The organism is Micromonospora sp. NPDC126480 (assembly GCF_040302465.1).
GTDB lineage: Bacteria > Actinomycetota > Actinomycetes > Mycobacteriales > Micromonosporaceae > Micromonospora.
In genome coordinates, this window is record NZ_JBEORU010000039.1 from 44,925 (window position 1) to 59,463 (window position 14,539).

General features: G+C 74.0%; 12 protein-coding genes. 4 read left to right on the plus strand and 8 right to left on the minus strand.

The features are described from left to right. On the minus strand, nt 1-1,179 hold the full coding sequence (locus ABTW87_RS27345; protein WP_350653988.1) for a trans-sulfuration enzyme family protein: 1,179 nt from the start codon (nt 1,177-1,179) through the stop codon (nt 1-3). Nucleotides 1,180-1,262: 83 nt separating this feature from the next. Here ABTW87_RS27345 and ABTW87_RS27350 point away from each other — a divergent pair, with 83 nt between their 5' ends. Further along, nucleotides 1,263-1,742: an Lrp/AsnC family transcriptional regulator gene (locus tag ABTW87_RS27350; protein ID WP_350653989.1), complete on the plus strand. Its 480-nt coding sequence runs from the start codon at nt 1,263-1,265 to the stop codon at nt 1,740-1,742. Nucleotides 1,743-1,788: 46 nt separating this feature from the next. After that, nucleotides 1,789-2,799 (plus strand): LLM class flavin-dependent oxidoreductase, encoded by a 1,011-nt coding sequence (locus ABTW87_RS27355; RefSeq protein WP_502891655.1) that lies wholly within the window; start codon nt 1,789-1,791, stop codon nt 2,797-2,799. Between the two features lie 163 nt (nt 2,800-2,962). Here ABTW87_RS27355 and ABTW87_RS27360 read toward each other — a convergent pair whose 3' ends face one another. Then, complete coding sequence (locus tag ABTW87_RS27360; RefSeq protein WP_350653992.1) at nt 2,963-5,200, minus strand: rhamnogalacturonan lyase family protein; 2,238 nt, start codon at nt 5,198-5,200, stop codon at nt 2,963-2,965. A gap of 202 nt (nt 5,201-5,402) precedes the next feature. Between ABTW87_RS27360 and ABTW87_RS27365 the strand changes: the two genes are divergently transcribed. After that, nucleotides 5,403-6,836, plus strand: coding sequence for a pyridoxal-dependent decarboxylase (locus ABTW87_RS27365; RefSeq protein ID WP_350653993.1), 1,434 nt, complete (start codon nt 5,403-5,405; stop codon nt 6,834-6,836). 429 nt (nt 6,837-7,265) lie between these two features. Here the strand turns inward: ABTW87_RS27365 and ABTW87_RS27370 are convergent, their stop codons facing one another. The 6 genes from ABTW87_RS27370 to ABTW87_RS27395 all read right to left on the minus strand — a co-directional run bounded on the left by ABTW87_RS27370 (nt 7,266) and on the right by ABTW87_RS27395 (nt 12,872). Continuing rightward, nucleotides 7,266-8,291, minus strand: coding sequence for a sulfite exporter TauE/SafE family protein (locus ABTW87_RS27370; RefSeq protein ID WP_350653994.1), 1,026 nt, complete (start codon nt 8,289-8,291; stop codon nt 7,266-7,268). A 118-nt stretch (nt 8,292-8,409) separates the two neighbouring features. Continuing rightward, nucleotides 8,410-8,880 (minus strand): RrF2 family transcriptional regulator, encoded by a 471-nt coding sequence (locus ABTW87_RS27375; protein WP_350653995.1) that lies wholly within the window; start codon nt 8,878-8,880, stop codon nt 8,410-8,412. Nucleotides 8,881-8,949: 69 nt separating this feature from the next. After that, a complete protein-coding gene (locus ABTW87_RS27380) occupies nt 8,950-9,834 on the minus strand; it encodes an acyl-CoA thioesterase (RefSeq protein WP_350653997.1) in 885 nt (294 codons plus the stop codon). After that, nucleotides 9,831-11,279: a pyruvate kinase gene (gene pyk, locus ABTW87_RS27385; RefSeq protein ID WP_350653998.1), complete on the minus strand. Its 1,449-nt coding sequence runs from the start codon at nt 11,277-11,279 to the stop codon at nt 9,831-9,833. The genes ABTW87_RS27380 and pyk overlap by 4 nt, the downstream gene beginning before the upstream one ends. A gap of 227 nt (nt 11,280-11,506) precedes the next feature. Further along, nucleotides 11,507-11,872, minus strand: coding sequence for a YciI family protein (locus tag ABTW87_RS27390; RefSeq protein WP_350653999.1), 366 nt, complete (start codon nt 11,870-11,872; stop codon nt 11,507-11,509). A gap of 178 nt (nt 11,873-12,050) precedes the next feature. Beyond that, a complete protein-coding gene (locus ABTW87_RS27395) occupies nt 12,051-12,872 on the minus strand; it encodes an esterase/lipase family protein (protein ID WP_350654000.1) in 822 nt (273 codons plus the stop codon). A 229-nt stretch (nt 12,873-13,101) separates the two neighbouring features. Here ABTW87_RS27395 and ABTW87_RS27400 point away from each other — a divergent pair, with 229 nt between their 5' ends. Beyond that, nucleotides 13,102-14,442 carry a pentapeptide repeat-containing protein gene (locus ABTW87_RS27400; protein ID WP_350654001.1) on the plus strand — a complete coding sequence of 447 codons (1,341 nt, stop codon included), beginning with the start codon at nt 13,102-13,104 and terminating at the stop codon, nt 14,440-14,442. Nucleotides 14,443-14,539 lie beyond the last annotated feature (97 nt).

Below are 14,539 nucleotides of genomic sequence, written 5' to 3' on the forward strand. Positions count from 1 at the left end.
TCAGCACGCCGCGCCGAGCGCCGCCTCCAGGTCCGTGCGCAGGTCCTCCGGGTCCTCCAGGCCGACCGACAGCCGCAGCAGCCCGCCGACCGGCTTGGCCTCCCCCTCCACCGGCCGGTGGGTCAGCGACGCCGGGTGCTGGATCAGGGTGTCGACGCCGCCCAGCGAGACGGCGTGGGTGATCAGCCGACAGGCGCCGGCGACGGCGGCCGCGGCGGGCGCGCCGCCGCGTACCTCGAAGGCGAGGAGGCTGCCCGGGCCGGACATCTGGCGGCCGACGAGCCCGGCGGGGTCGTGCTGCGACGGGTGGTGGACGCGCTCGACGGCGGGGTGGTCGGCGAGCCAGGCGGCGATCTTCTCGGCGCCGGCCTGCTGGGCGCGGACGCGCAGCGGGAGGGTCTGCAGGCCGCGGTGTGCGAGGTACGCGCCGAGCGGGTGCAGGATCGCGCCGGTGAGGGCGCGGATCTGCCGGAGCCGGGCGGCCCAGTCGGCGTCGCAGGCGATGACGCCGGCGAGCACGTCGCCGTGGCCGCCGATGCTCTTGGTGGCGCTGTGCAGGACGAGGGCGGCGCCGTGCCGGGCGGGCTGCTGGAGCACGGGCGTGGCGACGGTGTTGTCGACGAGCAGCGGCGCGGGGCCGGCGGCGCGGGCGAGCGCGGCGATGTCGACGAGGTCGAGGGTGGGGTTGGCCGGGGTCTCGACGAGGACGAGCGCGGTGTCCGGTCGGACGGCGGCGGCGACCTCGTCCGGTCTGGCCCAGGTGACCTCGGTGCCGAGCAGGCCGGTGGCGAGGACGTGGTCGGTGCCGCCGTAGAGGGGGCGGACGGCGACGAGGTGCCGCTTCCCGTCCCGGGTGGCGGCGAGCAGGGCGGCGGTGAGGGCGGCCATGCCGCTGCCGAAGGCGACGGCGTCGGTGATGCCCTCGAGGTCGGCCAGCGCGGTCTCGAAACGGGCCACGGTGGGGTTCCAGAGCCGCTGGTAGACGGCGGTGTCGCCGGGCGGGAGGGTCCCGCCGGTGGCGAGGGTCTCGTACGCGTCGCCGCCGGTCTCGACCGACGGCAGCGGGTTGGTGGTGGACAGGTCGATGGGGGCGGCGTGGACGCCGAGGGCGGCGAGGTCGTCGCGGCCGGCGTGCACGGCTCGGGTGTCCACGGTCGTCATGGCGGAAGAATCGAACATACGGCCCTTGGGAGGCAATAGTTCCGAAGATGATTCGGCAATTGCCCTTGAGTGGCCGCTCGGATTCGGGAGAGGATGACGCCATGCCCGTTGCACCGAATGTTGTGCGGCCGTACGCGAGCCTCGACGAGACCGATCGCGCGATCCTGGCGGAGCTGGTTGCGGACGGCCGCCTGCCGAACAACGCCCTGGCCGAGCGGGTGGGGGTGGCGCCCTCCACCTGCCTGGCGCGGACGAGGGCGTTGCGGGAGTGCGGGGCGATCCGCGGGTTCCACGCCGAGGTCGACCCGGCGGCGGTCGGGCTGCCGCTCCAGGCGCTGGTCTCCGTGCGGTTGTCGGCGCACGACCGGGCGGTGGTGGACGCGTTCCGGGCGCGGTCGGTGCGGCTGCCGGGAGTGGTGGCGGTGTTCCACGTGGCGGGCGCGGAGGACTACGTGCTGCACGTGCGGGCGGCGTCGGCCGACGCGCTGCGGGACTTCGTGCTCGACCATCTCGCGGTGGATCCGGCGGTGCAGCACACCCAGACCAGCCTGATCTTCGAGCAGGCGCGGGGCGTGGGATAGCGCACGACCCGGAACAACGGTGAACACGGCCGGGTTGGGTCGGGTTGTGATCGACGTACCGCTCTCTGTTCTTGATCTTGCTCCGGTGGCCCGTGGCGCGAGCGCCGGGGAGGCCCTGCGGCACACGACCGAGTTGGCCCGGCGCACCGAGGAGCTCGGGTACCACCGGTTCTGGGTGGCCGAGCACCACAACATGCCGGCGATCGCGTCGTCGGCGCCGGCGGTGCTGCTGGCGCACCTGGCGGCGCACACGTCCACGATGCGGTTGGGTTCGGGCGGGGTGATGCTGCCCAACCACGCGCCGCTGGTGGTGGCCGAGCAGTTCGGCACCCTGGAGGCGCTGCACCCGGGGCGCATCGACCTGGGTGTCGGGCGGGCGCCGGGGACCGACCAGGTGACCGCGCTGGCGCTGCGCCGGACGATGGAAGGGCTGTCGGCCGAGGGGTTCCCGCGGGAGCTGGCGGACCTGATGAACCACTTCACCGGGGAGGAGCCCGGGCCGATCACGGCCACCCCGGGCCGGGGCCTGCGGCCGGAGATCTGGCTGCTCGGGTCGAGCGGGTTCAGCGCGCAGCTGGCCGGGCTGCTGGGCCTGCCGTTCTCATTCGCGCACCACTTCAGCGCGCAGAACACGCTGCCGGCGCTTGCGCTGTACCGGCAGAGCTTCCGGCCGTCGCGGTGGCTGGAGCGGCCGTACGCGATGGTGGCGGTCAACGCGGTGTGCGCGGAGACCGACGAGCGGGCGCAGTGGCTGGCCGGTCCGGCGGCGCTGTCGTTCCTGCGACTGCGCGCGGGCCGCCCGGAGCCGCTGGCCACGCCGGAGGAGGCGGCCGCGTACCCGTACACGGAGCTGGAGCGGGAGTTCGTCGCGCAGCGCCGGGAGGGGCAGGCGACAGGGTCACCGGAGACGGTCGCGCGGCAGCTCGGGGACCTGGTGGCGCGCACCGGGGCGGACGAGCTGATGCTCACCACGCTGGTGTACGACGTGGCGGACCGGGTGCGCTCGTACGAGCTGATCGCCGAGCGGGTCGCCGGTGGCCTGCGCCGGAAGGCGTGAAACACGATCTTTACGCCGACGTCACCCCCGGGACGCGTGGCGCCCGTAGCTTTGGTTCCGGTGGTGGTACGGCGTTCCCGGTCGGGACGGGTCGGGAATGCCACGGTGTGGCGCACCGGGCCGGAGCTGGCGGATTCCGCGGCTCCGGCCCGGTGCCTCATGCTCAGCGCAGGTGGATGTCCGGCGCGGGCGGGGTGCTCATCCCGGCTCCGAGGAAGAAGCTCGGGTGCGGGGGCTGGTTGTAGGCGGTGTTCTGCCAGGCGATCGCCACCCGGTACTGCGGGTCGTGCATGAGGGTGTGCAGGCGGACGTCGGTGCTCGTCGGGCTGCTGTAGATCCGCAACGCACGGCTGTCGGTGGTACGCCAGACGACCTCCTCCCGCCAGTCGCCGAGCAGGTCGGCGGAGAGCGCCGGGGTGGCCTTGGTGCCGTTGTTGGCGGCGACGTCGCTGCCGGTGAGCAGGCGGGTGTCGCCGCCGGTGCCGTACTTGTCGATGCGGGTGGCGTCGAGCAGTTCGCGGACCGGGTCGCCGTCCCACCAGACCAGGAAGTTGGCCGAGGAGGGCTTGCGGCCGATGTTCTGGCCGCGGGTGTTGGCCAGGCCGCTCACCGCCGACGACCACGATTCGGCGCCGGCGCTGCCGGCCCAGATGTCGGCGGAGACACCGCGACCGTTGTCGCCGGAGGCCGGGGTGGACCAGATGACCTGGCCGGTGCGGGCGTCGGCGAAGTACGAGCTGGGCTTGCTGCCGTCCTCGTTGACCTTGAACACCTCCAGGCCGGCGCGGCCCGGGTCGAGGTCGCCGACGTGCATCGCGTCGCCGTGGCCGAGCCCGGTGGAGTGCAGCAGGCGGCCGTCGTCGTCGATGGTCGCCGCGCCGTACACGATCTCCTGCCGGCCGTCGGCGTCGACGTCGGCGACGGAGAGGTTGTGGTTGCCCTGCCCGTGCGCGGCGCCGTTGCCGGCGGCGTTGGAGTCGAAGGTCCACCGCTTGCGCAGGGTGCCGTCGCGGAAGTCCCAGGCGGCGACGACCGCGCGGGTGTAGTAGCCGCGGGCCATGATCAGCGACGGGCGCCGGCCGTCGAGGTACGCGGTGGCGGCGAGGAACCGGTCGACGCGGTTGCCGTAGTTGTCGCCCCAGGAGGAGACGTTGCCGCGCGGCGGGTCGTAGTCGACGGTGGACAGGGCCGCGCCGGTGCGGCCGTCGAACATGGTGAGGTACTCGGGGCCGGCGAGGACGTACCCGCTGGAGTTGCGGTGGTCGGCCGAGGCGTTGCCGATGACCTGGCCGGTGCCGGAGCGGGTGCCGTCGGCGGTCTTCATGGCCACCTCGGCGTCGCCGTCGCCGTCGTAGTCGTACACCTGGAACTGGGTGTAGTGGGCGCCGGCGCGGATGTTGCGGCCGAGGTCGATGCGCCACAGCCGGGTGCCGGTGAGGTTGTACGCGTCGACGTGGACGTTGCCGGTGTAGCCGGACTGGGAGTTGTCCTTGGCGTTCGACGGCTCCCACTTGAGCACGAACTCGTAGTCGCCGTCGCCGTCGAGGTCGCCCACGCTGGCGTCGTTGGCCGAGTAGCTGTACGCCTCGCCGGAGGGGGTGGTCCCGCCGGGTGGGACCTGCAGGGGCACGTCCAGGTGGCCCGACGGGAACTGGAGGGCGGAGGCCGAGGCGGCCTGTTCGACGCCGCCCACCACGGCCCGGACGGTGTACGAGGCTCCGGCGGCGGCACCGCTGTCCAGCCACGTGGTGGCTCCGGTGATCGGGCTGCCGTTGACCCGGGTGCCGCCGCGGTAGAGGTTGAAGGCGACGCCGCTGGTCTCGGTGCCGAGCAGCCGCCAGGACACCAGGTTGCCGCTGCCGGAGCGGACGCTGACCAGGCCCCGGTCGAGGTCCTCCATCTGTACCCGGCCGGCCGGCGGCGGGCTTGTCGGTGGCGGCGTGGTCGGTGGCGGCGGCGTGCTGGGCGGCGGCGCGGTGGTGGCCGGCGCGCCGGTGCAGGTGGTGCCGTTGAGGGCGAAGGTGGTCGGGTCGGGGTTGCTCCCGGACCAGGAGCCGGTGAAGCCGAAACCGACGCTCCCGTTGGTGGCGATCGAGCCGTTGTAGTCCACGTTGCGCACGGCGACCTGCGCGCCGGCCTGGTCGACCACGCCGTTCCAGAGGTGGGTGACCTGTTGCCCGGCGGGCCAGGTCCAGGTCAGCGTCCAGCCGGTGACCGGGTCGCCGAGATTGGTCACGGTGACGTCGGCGCCGAAGCCGCCGGGCCACTGGTTGGTGACCCGGTAGTCGACGCGGCAGCCGGCGGCCGCCGCCGCGGCGGTCAGCGCCGTGAGCCCTCCGGCGGTGAGGATGGTCGTGGTGGCCGCGGCCAGCAGGGCGACACGGCGGGTGGTGCGGGGCATGGGGCGTCCTCCGATGGAGGTGGGCGCGCTCCGGATCGGTCCGGCCTGCCCGGGGCCGGCGGGGAACGCGCTGGCGGCAGAGGCGACGTATCGACGTCGATCAGGATGGCTCCGCGCAGCTGTGATGCTAAGGCAAGCGCTTTCTCAGCACAATCCGCCACCGTCCCTTGCCCGGCCCCGACATTCTTGATCCACTCGCGGGGTGGCTGCGCACATGACCCCGGAGGAGTTCCGCCGCGCCGGGCACGCCGTGGTGGACTGGATCGCCGACTACTGGAGCGCCCTGCCCGAGCGCCCGATCACCTCACCCGCCCCGCCCGGCGCCGTGTCCGCCGCACTGCCGGCCGCCCCACCGGAACGCGGCGAGCCGGTCGAGGCGGTCCTCGCCGACCTGGACACGCTTGTCACGCCACACCTCACGCACTGGCAGCACCCCGGCTTCTTCGGCTACTTCCCCGCCAACACCTCCGGCCCGAGCGTCCTGGGCGACCTGGTCAGCGCCGGGCTCGGGGTGCAGGGCATGCTCTGGGCGACCGGCCCGGCCTGCACCGAACTGGAGACGGCGATGCTGGACTGGCTCGCCGACCTGCTGGACCTGCCGAAGCGGTTCCGCAGCGACGGCCCCGGCGGCGGCGTCATCCAGGACTCGGCCTCCTCGGCGGCCCTCGTCGCAACCCTGGTCGCCCTGCACCGCGCCAGCGGCGGCCGGTGGCGGGAGGTCGGGATCGACCGGCGCTACCGCGCGTACACGTCCACCCAGGGCCACTCCTGCATCGAGAAGGCGGCGCGGATCGCCGGGCTGGGCGACGAGGGGGTACGGGTTGTCGAGGTGCATCCGGACAGCCTCGCGATGTCCCCGGCGGCGCTGCGGGCGGCGATCGAGGCCGACCGCGCTGCCGGCGTGGTGCCCGCGCTCGTGGTCGCCACCGTCGGCACCACGTCCACGACCGCGATCGACCCGCTGCCCGAGATCGGCGCGATCTGCGCCGAGTACGGGATCTTCCTGCACGTGGACGCCGCTTACGCGGGTGCCGCCGCGGTCTGCCCAGAACTGCGCTTCGGGCACGCCGGCCTGGAGCACGCCGACTCGTACTGCTTCGACCCACACAAGTGGCTGCTCACCGGGTTCGACTGCGACGCGTTCTGGGTGGCCGACCGCAGCGAGTTGATCGAGGCTCTGAGCGTGCTGCCGGAGTACCTGCGCAACGCGGCCACCGAGTCCGGCGCCGTCATCGACTACCGGGACTGGCAGGTGCCGCTGGGCCGGCGGTTCCGGGCCCTGAAACTGTGGTTCGTGCTGCGCTGGTACGGGGTGGAAGGGCTGCGCGCCCACATCCGGTCCGGCGTGGCGCTCGCCGCGCGGTTCGCCGAGCGGGTCCGTGCCGACGAGCGCTTCGAACTGGTCGCGCCACACCCGTACTCGCTTGTCTGTTTCCGCCTGCGGGCCGACGACGCGGTCAACGCGGAGCTGCTCGCCCGGGTCAACGCCACCGGGCGGGTGCACCTCACCCACACGCGGGTGGCGGACCGGTACACGCTGCGGCTGGCGGTCGGCTCACCGCAGACCGCGCAGGCGCACGTGGACGAGGCCTGGCGCCTGCTGGCCGAGGCGGCGGAGAGCCTGCTCCCCCGCTGACCCGGCGGGCGGCCCGGTCGCTTCTGCGCCGCCGGGCTGCCCGGTCGCTACCGACCGACCCGGGTCGGTTGGAGCCAGGAGCGTGGAGCCGGCGGCCTGGCGCCGGGAGCCTGGCGCCGGTAACCCGGATCGACGGTATGCCTGTCAGTCATATTCATGCCGCACAGGAATACCGCTGACTCGGGACATTCGTCGCCGGGCGGGCCGTAGCGCAAGCCGCACCGGCCCTCGCCGCGCAAGCCGCACCGGCCCTCGCCGCGCAAGCCGGGCGGGCCGGACCGCCACTGCCGTGCCGTGTCGGCCACGCGCTCGCGGGTGGAACCGCCAGCCGGCGCCGGAGCACCAGCTCGGCGGGAACTACCGGGCGGCGGCCACCGGTTCGGCCCGGGTGGGACCGCCGGCCGGCGCCGGAGCACGGCTCGACGGGGACTACCGGGTCGGCGTGGCCACCGGTTCGGGTGCGGCTTCGTCAGCCGCTGCGGGACCGGCGGCGCGGTGCGGGTCGGCGGCGACGGTTTCGGCGCCGCGCGAATCGGCCCCCCGGGCCTCGGCGCCGTGCGGGTCGGCGGCGAGGGCGGTGGCGGCGATCGCCCGGGCTCGGCGGGCCCGCAGCAGCGCCCGGACGGCGAACGCCAACGCGGCGATCCAGGCGGCGGCCAGCAGCGCGTAGACGGCGGGTCGGGCGTCGCCCCCGACGTCGGCGGCGCGCATCAGGGTGCGCGCGTTGGTCAACACGATCACGCCGCCGATCGCCGCTCCGAGCAGCTGGGCGGGAACGATGCGCACCAGCCAGGCGGCGACCGGGGCGGCGACGAGCCCGCCCACCAGCAGCGCGGCCACGATCGGCAGCAGGAACCCCTCGGAACCGAGACCGATGAGGAACCCGACGCTGGCGGCGCCGGCGACGAGGAACTCGGCGGTGTCCACCGAGCCGATCACCTTGCGGGGCTCCATCCGGCCGCTGACCAGCAGGGCGGGAGTGGCGACCGGGCCCCAGCCCCCGCCGCCGGTGGCGTCGACGAAACCGGCGACCAGCCCGAGCGGGCCGAGGAAGCGGCCCCGCAGCCGGCCGGCGCGCCGCTCGGTGCGCAGCGGCCGGGAGAAGCGCACCAGCAGGTACGCGCCGAGGCTGAACAGGATGGCCGCCATCCAGGGCGCGGCGGTCTCGGTGGAGATGGCGGACAGGAAGGTCGCCCCGGCGAACGCCCCGAGGGCGCCGGGCACGGCGATCCGGCCGACGACCCGCCAGTCGACGTTGCCGAATCGCCAGTGGGCGACGCCCGCGGCGAGGGTGGTGCCCATCTCGGCCAGGTGCACCGACGCCGAGGCGGCCGCCGGCGCGATGCCGACGAGCAGCAGCAGCGTCGAGGAGGTGAGCCCGTACGCCATGCCGAGCGCGCCGTCGACGAGCTGCGCGACGAGCCCGACGAGCGCGAGGACGAGCAGCTTGCGCACGGCACCTCCCAGTTTTCGGCTATCTCCTATCGACTTGGTCGACAATGCGGGACGGGCGGCACCGGGTCAACCCTCTGTTCGGTCAGTGGGACGGCGGTCCGATCCGCTGGGACGGCGGTCAGCTCCAGGCGCGCGGGTCGGCGGCCAGCTCGGTGACCCGCGGCGGCAGCGTGCCGCCGGCCACGTCGGCGATCGTCACCAGCTCGAGGATCTGCCGCTCACTGGCCCGCAGGGCGATCCACACGTCCTGCAGCGCCCGCGCCGCTCCGTGGTAGCCGAGTTCCTCCGGCCGCTGCCCGCGTACGTGCGCCAGCGGCCCGTCGATCACCCGGATCACCTCGGCGAGGGAGATCTCCCCCGGCGGCCGGGCCAGCCAGTAGCCGCCCTCCGGTCCCCGCTGGGCGTGCACGACGCCGCCCCGGCGCAGCTGCAGCAGGATGCTCTCCAGGAACTTCGGCGGGATGTCCTGGGCACGGGCGATCTGGTCGGCGGTCACCGGCCGCCCCCGCCCGTGGGTGGCACCGCCGGTCACCGAGGCGAGCTCGGCGACCGCGCGGAGGGCGTAGTCGACCCGGGCGGAGAGGCGCATGCCGGACAGGTTATCCGGCCGGGTGCCCCGGCCGGCTGATCGCCCCTCGGCCGTACGGGCAGGGGCCGGTCAGCCGCCGACCCGGCGCAGCAGGCCCTCCTGCACGGCGCTGGCGATGTGCCCCCCGTCGCGGGTGAACATCCGGCCGGTGGCCAGCCCCCGCGCCCCGGACGCCGACGGGCTCCAGCAGTCGTAGAGGAACCACTCGTCGGCGCGGAACGGCCGGTGGAACCAGAGGGCGTGGTCGAGGCTGGCGCCCACCACGCCGCCGGGGCCCCAGACCTCGCCGTGCACCGACAGCACCGAGTCCAGCAGGGTGAGATCGGAGGCGTACGCCAGCGCGCACGCGTGCAGCAGCGGGTCGTCGGGGAGCTTGCCGTCGATGCGCATCCACACCCGCTGGTGCGGCTCGGCCGGGCGGTCGCCGGGGCGGACCCACCCGGGCTCACCGACGTAGCGGACGTCGATCGGGCGCGGGATCTGCGCCCAGATGCCGAGCCGCTCCGGGTACCGGGAGAGCCGGTCGGTCATCGTCGGCACCTCGTCCGGGCCGGGCACGTCCGGCGGGAGGGGCGCGTGGTGGTCCAACCCGTCCTCCGTGCGCTGGAAGGACGCGGACATGAAGAAGATCGGCTTGTCGTGCTGGAGCGCCACCGAGCGGCGGACCGAGAAGGAGCGCCCGTCGCGGACGTTCTCCACCTGGTACTCGATCGGTTCCGAGGGGTCGCCGGGGCGGACGAAGTAGCCGTGCAGGGAGTGCACGAACCGCTCCGGGTCGACGGTGCGGCCGGCGGCCACCAGCGCCTGGCCGGCGACCTGGCCCCCGTACACCCGCTGCGGCCCGACCGGCGGGCTCATCCCCCGGAAGGTCATCTCGCCGGTCGAGCTGAGGTCGAGGACCTCCAGCAGCTGGTCGACGGCGGCCTGGCCGACCGCGGCGCCCGGCCCGCTCACTGGAGCGCCCGCGCCGCGGCCGCGTCGACAAGCGACCCGAGCTGGTGGACGCGCAGGGTGTTGGTCGAACCGGGGGTGCCGGGCGGGCTGCCGGCGACGATCACGACGTACTCACCGGGGTTGGCCCGGCCCAACCCGAGCAGCGCCTCGTCGACCTGCCGGAACATGTCGTCGGTGTGCTCCACGAAGGGCATCAGGAACGTCTCGACGCCCCAGGAGAGGGCGAGCTGGTTGCGCACCTCCGGAACCGGGGTGAACGCGAGCAGCGGCAGGTCGCAGTGCAGCCGGGACAGCCGCCGGACGGTGTCGCCGGTCTGCGAGAACGCGACAAGGGCCTTGGCGTCGATGGCCCGGGCGATCGAGGAGGCGGCGATGGTGAGCGCGCCGCCGTGCGTACGCGGGTCGTGCTGGAGCCGGGGCACCCGGATCGAGCCGGACTCGGTCGTCGTGACGATCTTGGCCATGGTGCTGACCGTGAGCACCGGGTACTTACCGACGCTGGTCTCGCCGGAGAGCATCACCGCGTCGGCGCCGTCGAGCACCGCGTTGGCCACGTCGGAGGCCTCCGCGCGGGTCGGCCGGGAGTTCTCGATCATCGAGTCGAGCATCTGGGTGGCGACGATGACCGGCTTGGCGTTCTCCCGGCAGAGCTGCACCGCGCGCTTCTGCACCAGGGGCACCTGGTCCAGCGGGAGCTCCACGCCCAGGTCGCCGCGGGCCACCATCACACCGTCGAACGCCAGCACGATCGCCTCGAGGTGGTCCACCGCCTCCGGCTTCTCGACCTTGGCCAGCACCGGCCGGTGCACGCCCTCCTCGGCCATGATGGCGTGGACCAGTTTGATGTCGTCGGCGGAGCGGACGAAGGAGAGCGCGATCAGGTCGACGCCGAGGCCGAGGGCGAACCGCAGGTCCGCGGCGTCCTTCTCGGACAGTGCGGGCACGCTGACCGCCACGTTCGGCAGCGACACGCCCTTGTTGTTGGAGACCGGGCCGCCCTCGGTGACCAGAGCGCGGATGTCGTTGCCGGTGACGTCGGTGACCTCGACCGCGACCCGGCCGTCGTCGATCAGCAGCCGGTCGCCGGGCTTCACCTCCTGCGGGAGCTTGCGGTAGGTGCAGGAGACCCGCTCCCGGGTGCCGGGGACGTCGTCGCTCGTGATCACGACGGAGTCGCCGGTGCGCCACTCGTGGGGGCCGTCGGCGAACCGGCCGAGCCGGATCTTCGGCCCCTGCAGGTCGGCCAGCACCGCGACCGGGCGCCCGGCCGCGTCGGCGGCCTCCCGCACCAGGCGGTAGACGGCTTCGTGGTCGGCGTGGCTGCCGTGGCTGAAGTTGAGCCTCGCCACGTTCATGCCGGCCTCGACGAGCCCCCGGATACGTTCGGGCGAGGACGTGGCGGGGCCAAGTGTGCAGACGATCTTCGCGCGGCGTGTCACGCCCATCAGGCTAGTCTCTCCTCCGGGCCGGACCACGGGCCGACCCCTGTCGCACAGCGAACACGGTTGTCCGACGACGCGCGGATGCGCGACCGGCGGTGGACCCGCCGGGACGTCGTGAGGGGCGGGCATCGGCGACCGCGCGCCCGGAATCGTACCGTCCGCCGGCACCCGCCCCGGAAGGCGCGGGTGAACGGTATCCGGGCGGTCGACGAACGTCGCTGGACCCGCGCTCAACTCTCGGTCTTGGCCAGCGGGAACTCCAGCGAACCGGCCGGGCAGTAGAAGGTCATCACGTCGACCTTGTAGAGGCCGGCCTGCACGGCCGGGTCGGCCTCCATCACACTGCGCACGTCGTCCACCGAGCCGGTGCGGGCGAGGCCGAACCCGAGCGGCGGGTCGGGCTCCCGGGCCGGGCCGTCGACCGCCCCGGCGACCAGGATGATCCCCCGCCGCTGCAGGGCCTGCATGTGCGCGAGGTGCTCGGCCTGGAGCCGCTGCACGGTCTCCGCCGGCAGCGCCCGGCCGGACGCGCCGGGATAGAGCACGATGCACTCGTACGTGTCGAGCGCGAAGTCGACCTCCGGCACCCCCGTCATGGCGCTCTCCTCCCGCCGGGTCGCGCCGGTGGCGGTGGTCGGCGCCGACCGGCACGGGCACAGCGTCCCACGAGCCGGGGGCCGGCACGGCCAACTTCGTCGGCAAGGCCGGGCCGGAGGTCCCGGCCGCGCGCCGGCGGGGTGGCCGCTGGGCGCCACCACCCCGCCGGCGTGCCGACTACAGGGCGAAGCAGTTCGGCCGGATCGCCGCGTCCCGCAGCGCCTGCCGGATCACCGTGTAGGTGGTTCCGTCCAGCGCCAGGCCGAGGTGCCCGACCAGGCGCAGCGGGCACCGCGACTGGATCAGCACGTTGGTCGCCCCGTCGGCGAGGGCGGCGTTGTCCACCGGCCGGACCAGTTCGTCCTGCCAGGTGCGGACGGTGGTGTAGCGGACCGCGCCCGGGGTGTCGTCGCCGGCGTTGAGGTCGGTCAGGAAGTCCGAGCCGATCGTCATCTGCTGGCAGGAGACGACACCCGCGCAGGTGCCGAGGCCGATGAAGGCGAGGATGTTGGCCACGTACGTGCCGTACTGCGGCGAGCCGAGGCTCACGTACCGGCCGACGGCGGCGGTGCCGCCCAGCCGCTTGAGGTAGTAGCGGGCGACCAGGCCGCCCTGGGAGTGGCCGACGATGTCGACCCGGTCCGCTCCGGTGACGGCGCGGACCCGGTCGACGTAGCCGGCGAGGGCGCGGGCCGAGGTGGGGATGTCGCCGAAGCCCAGTCCCGGCAGTTCGTAGATGAAGGGACGGAAGCCGTCGGCGCGCAGCCGCGCGGCGAGCGGCTCGTAGACGGCGGCGAAGCCGCTCAGCCCGCCGACGATGATCACCGGATCGGCGGCGGCGAGGGGGGCGGGGTCGGTCGTCCGTGCGGGGTCGGCGGTCTGGGCGGGGGCGTCGGTGGCGGCGGTGCGGGCGGGGGCCGCGGTCGCGGCGACGCTCGGGGTGAGGAGCGTGGCGGCGAGGGCGGCGGCGAGCACGGCGGCGGTCTTTCGGAGCAGCATGGCTGCACCTCCGTTGCGGTGGTGGGTGCGTGTCCGATCGACCGGTGCGAACGATGATGCGGCCAACAATTCAGGGACGTCAATGGCTGGTTACCCTTCGGTAACCCGTTGTTCCATCAGAGGCGCATTCCGGCAATCCGGAAGCCGCAACTTCCACAGAGGAGAGTCGGAAGTCGTTGCGCCACAAGGCGTCCCCGTAGCGCCGGTACCCCGTGGCATGCTGTGGGCCGTGACCTCACCCCGGGACGAGCGGCTGCGCGTGCTGCCGTGGTGGCTGGTGCTCGTCGGGCTCCTGGTCGCGGTCGCGCTCGGGTGGTGGGTGCTGGACTGGCTGCTCGGCGAGGCCGACCGGGCCACCCGACCGGACACCCGGGCCACGCTGCGGGTCGACGCGATCCGCACCGGCCTGACCGTGGTCGCCGGCACCGGCGGTGGGCTGGCGCTGCTGCTGGCCGCCCGCCGGCAGTGGCTCAGCGAACGCGCGCAGCGCCACCAGGAGGCCGTCGCCGCGGCCGAGCAGGCGCACCGCGAACGCGTCCAGGCGCACGCCGAGACCGTCGCCGACGCGGCGCACCGCCAGCAGGACCGGCAGGCCGCGACCGCCGAGCACGACGCCGCCGAACGCCGGCTCACCGAGCTGTACACGCGGGCGGTCGAGCTGCTCGGCAGCGACAACCCGGCCGTCCGCCTCGGCGGCGTGTACGCGCTGGAGCGCCTCGGTCAGGACAACCCGGGGCAGCGCCCGACAATCGTGGCCGTGCTCTGCGCGTACCTGCGGATGCCGCCGGCCGACGACGCGCGCGAGTCGGAGGTACGCCGCACCGCGCAGCGGGTGCTGACCCGGCACCTGCGCGCGACCGACGACCGGTTCTGGCCCGGGGTCAACCTGGACCTGACCGGTGCCCGCCTCGACGCCTTCGACGCCTCCGGGTGCACCCTGACCGACGCGGACCTGACCGGCGCGGTCTGCACCGGCACCACCGACCTCACCGGCGCCCGGGTGCACGGGCGGCTGTCGCTCTCGGCGACGTTCGAGGAGCTGATCCTCGACGAGGTCACCGGCGACGCGGAGATCACGCTCGACGGCGCGAGCATCGAGCGCGCCAGCTTCGACCGGGCCGACCTGAGCGGCCCGCTGTCCGGCCGGCGCGCCACCGTCGGGCGGGCGACGTTCCGGGGCACGACGTTCCGCGGCCCGGTGACGTTGGACATCGCCCGGTTTCCCGAGAGCGCCACCTTCCGGGAGGCGGCCTTCCTCAGCGGCCTGTCGATGGAGCACGTGGTGTTCGGCGGGTACGCCGGTTTCCGCCAGGCCCGCTTCGCCGAGCTGGCGCTGTTCCGGTTCACCGAGTTCGCCGGCGAGGCGTGGTTCGAGCAGGCCCGCTTCGAGGGCAAGGCGAGCTTCGGCCGGGCCCGGTTCGGCGGTCCGGTCCGGTTCGACGGCGCGACGTTCGCCCGGCGACCCAACTTCGACCAGGCCAGGGCCGCCGCGGCCCACGCGCACGCCTGGCCGGAGAAGACGCAGGTCCGTCTGGCCGACGACGACTGGCTGCTACTGACCGACCCCTAACCGCAATGCCGCGTAGTTAGCGGTAGCGGTTCGGTGTCAAGGGTGTGTTGATGGGTGTTAATGCAGCGGAGCCCCGGTAGGGAAGGTTCGTCCGCCA

What these genes read in the sequence shown, in the direction of transcription:
- ABTW87_RS27350 (WP_350653989.1), top strand. Translation starts at nt 1,263, where the DNA reads ATGCCCGTTGCACCGAATGTTGTGCGGCCGTACGCGAGCCTCGACGAG.
- pyk (WP_350653998.1), bottom strand. Translation starts at nt 11,279, where the DNA reads ATGGGCGTGACACGCCGCGCGAAGATCGTCTGCACACTTGGCCCCGCC.
- ABTW87_RS27375 (WP_350653995.1), bottom strand. Translation starts at nt 8,880, where the DNA reads ATGCGCCTCTCCGCCCGGGTCGACTACGCCCTCCGCGCGGTCGCCGAG.
- ABTW87_RS27345 (WP_350653988.1), bottom strand. Translation starts at nt 1,179, where the DNA reads ATGTTCGATTCTTCCGCCATGACGACCGTGGACACCCGAGCCGTGCAC.
- ABTW87_RS27395 (WP_350654000.1), bottom strand. Translation starts at nt 12,872, where the DNA reads ATGCTGCTCCGAAAGACCGCCGCCGTGCTCGCCGCCGCCCTCGCCGCC.
- ABTW87_RS27360 (WP_350653992.1), bottom strand. Translation starts at nt 5,200, where the DNA reads ATGCCCCGCACCACCCGCCGTGTCGCCCTGCTGGCCGCGGCCACCACG.
- ABTW87_RS27390 (WP_350653999.1), bottom strand. Translation starts at nt 11,872, where the DNA reads ATGACGGGGGTGCCGGAGGTCGACTTCGCGCTCGACACGTACGAGTGC.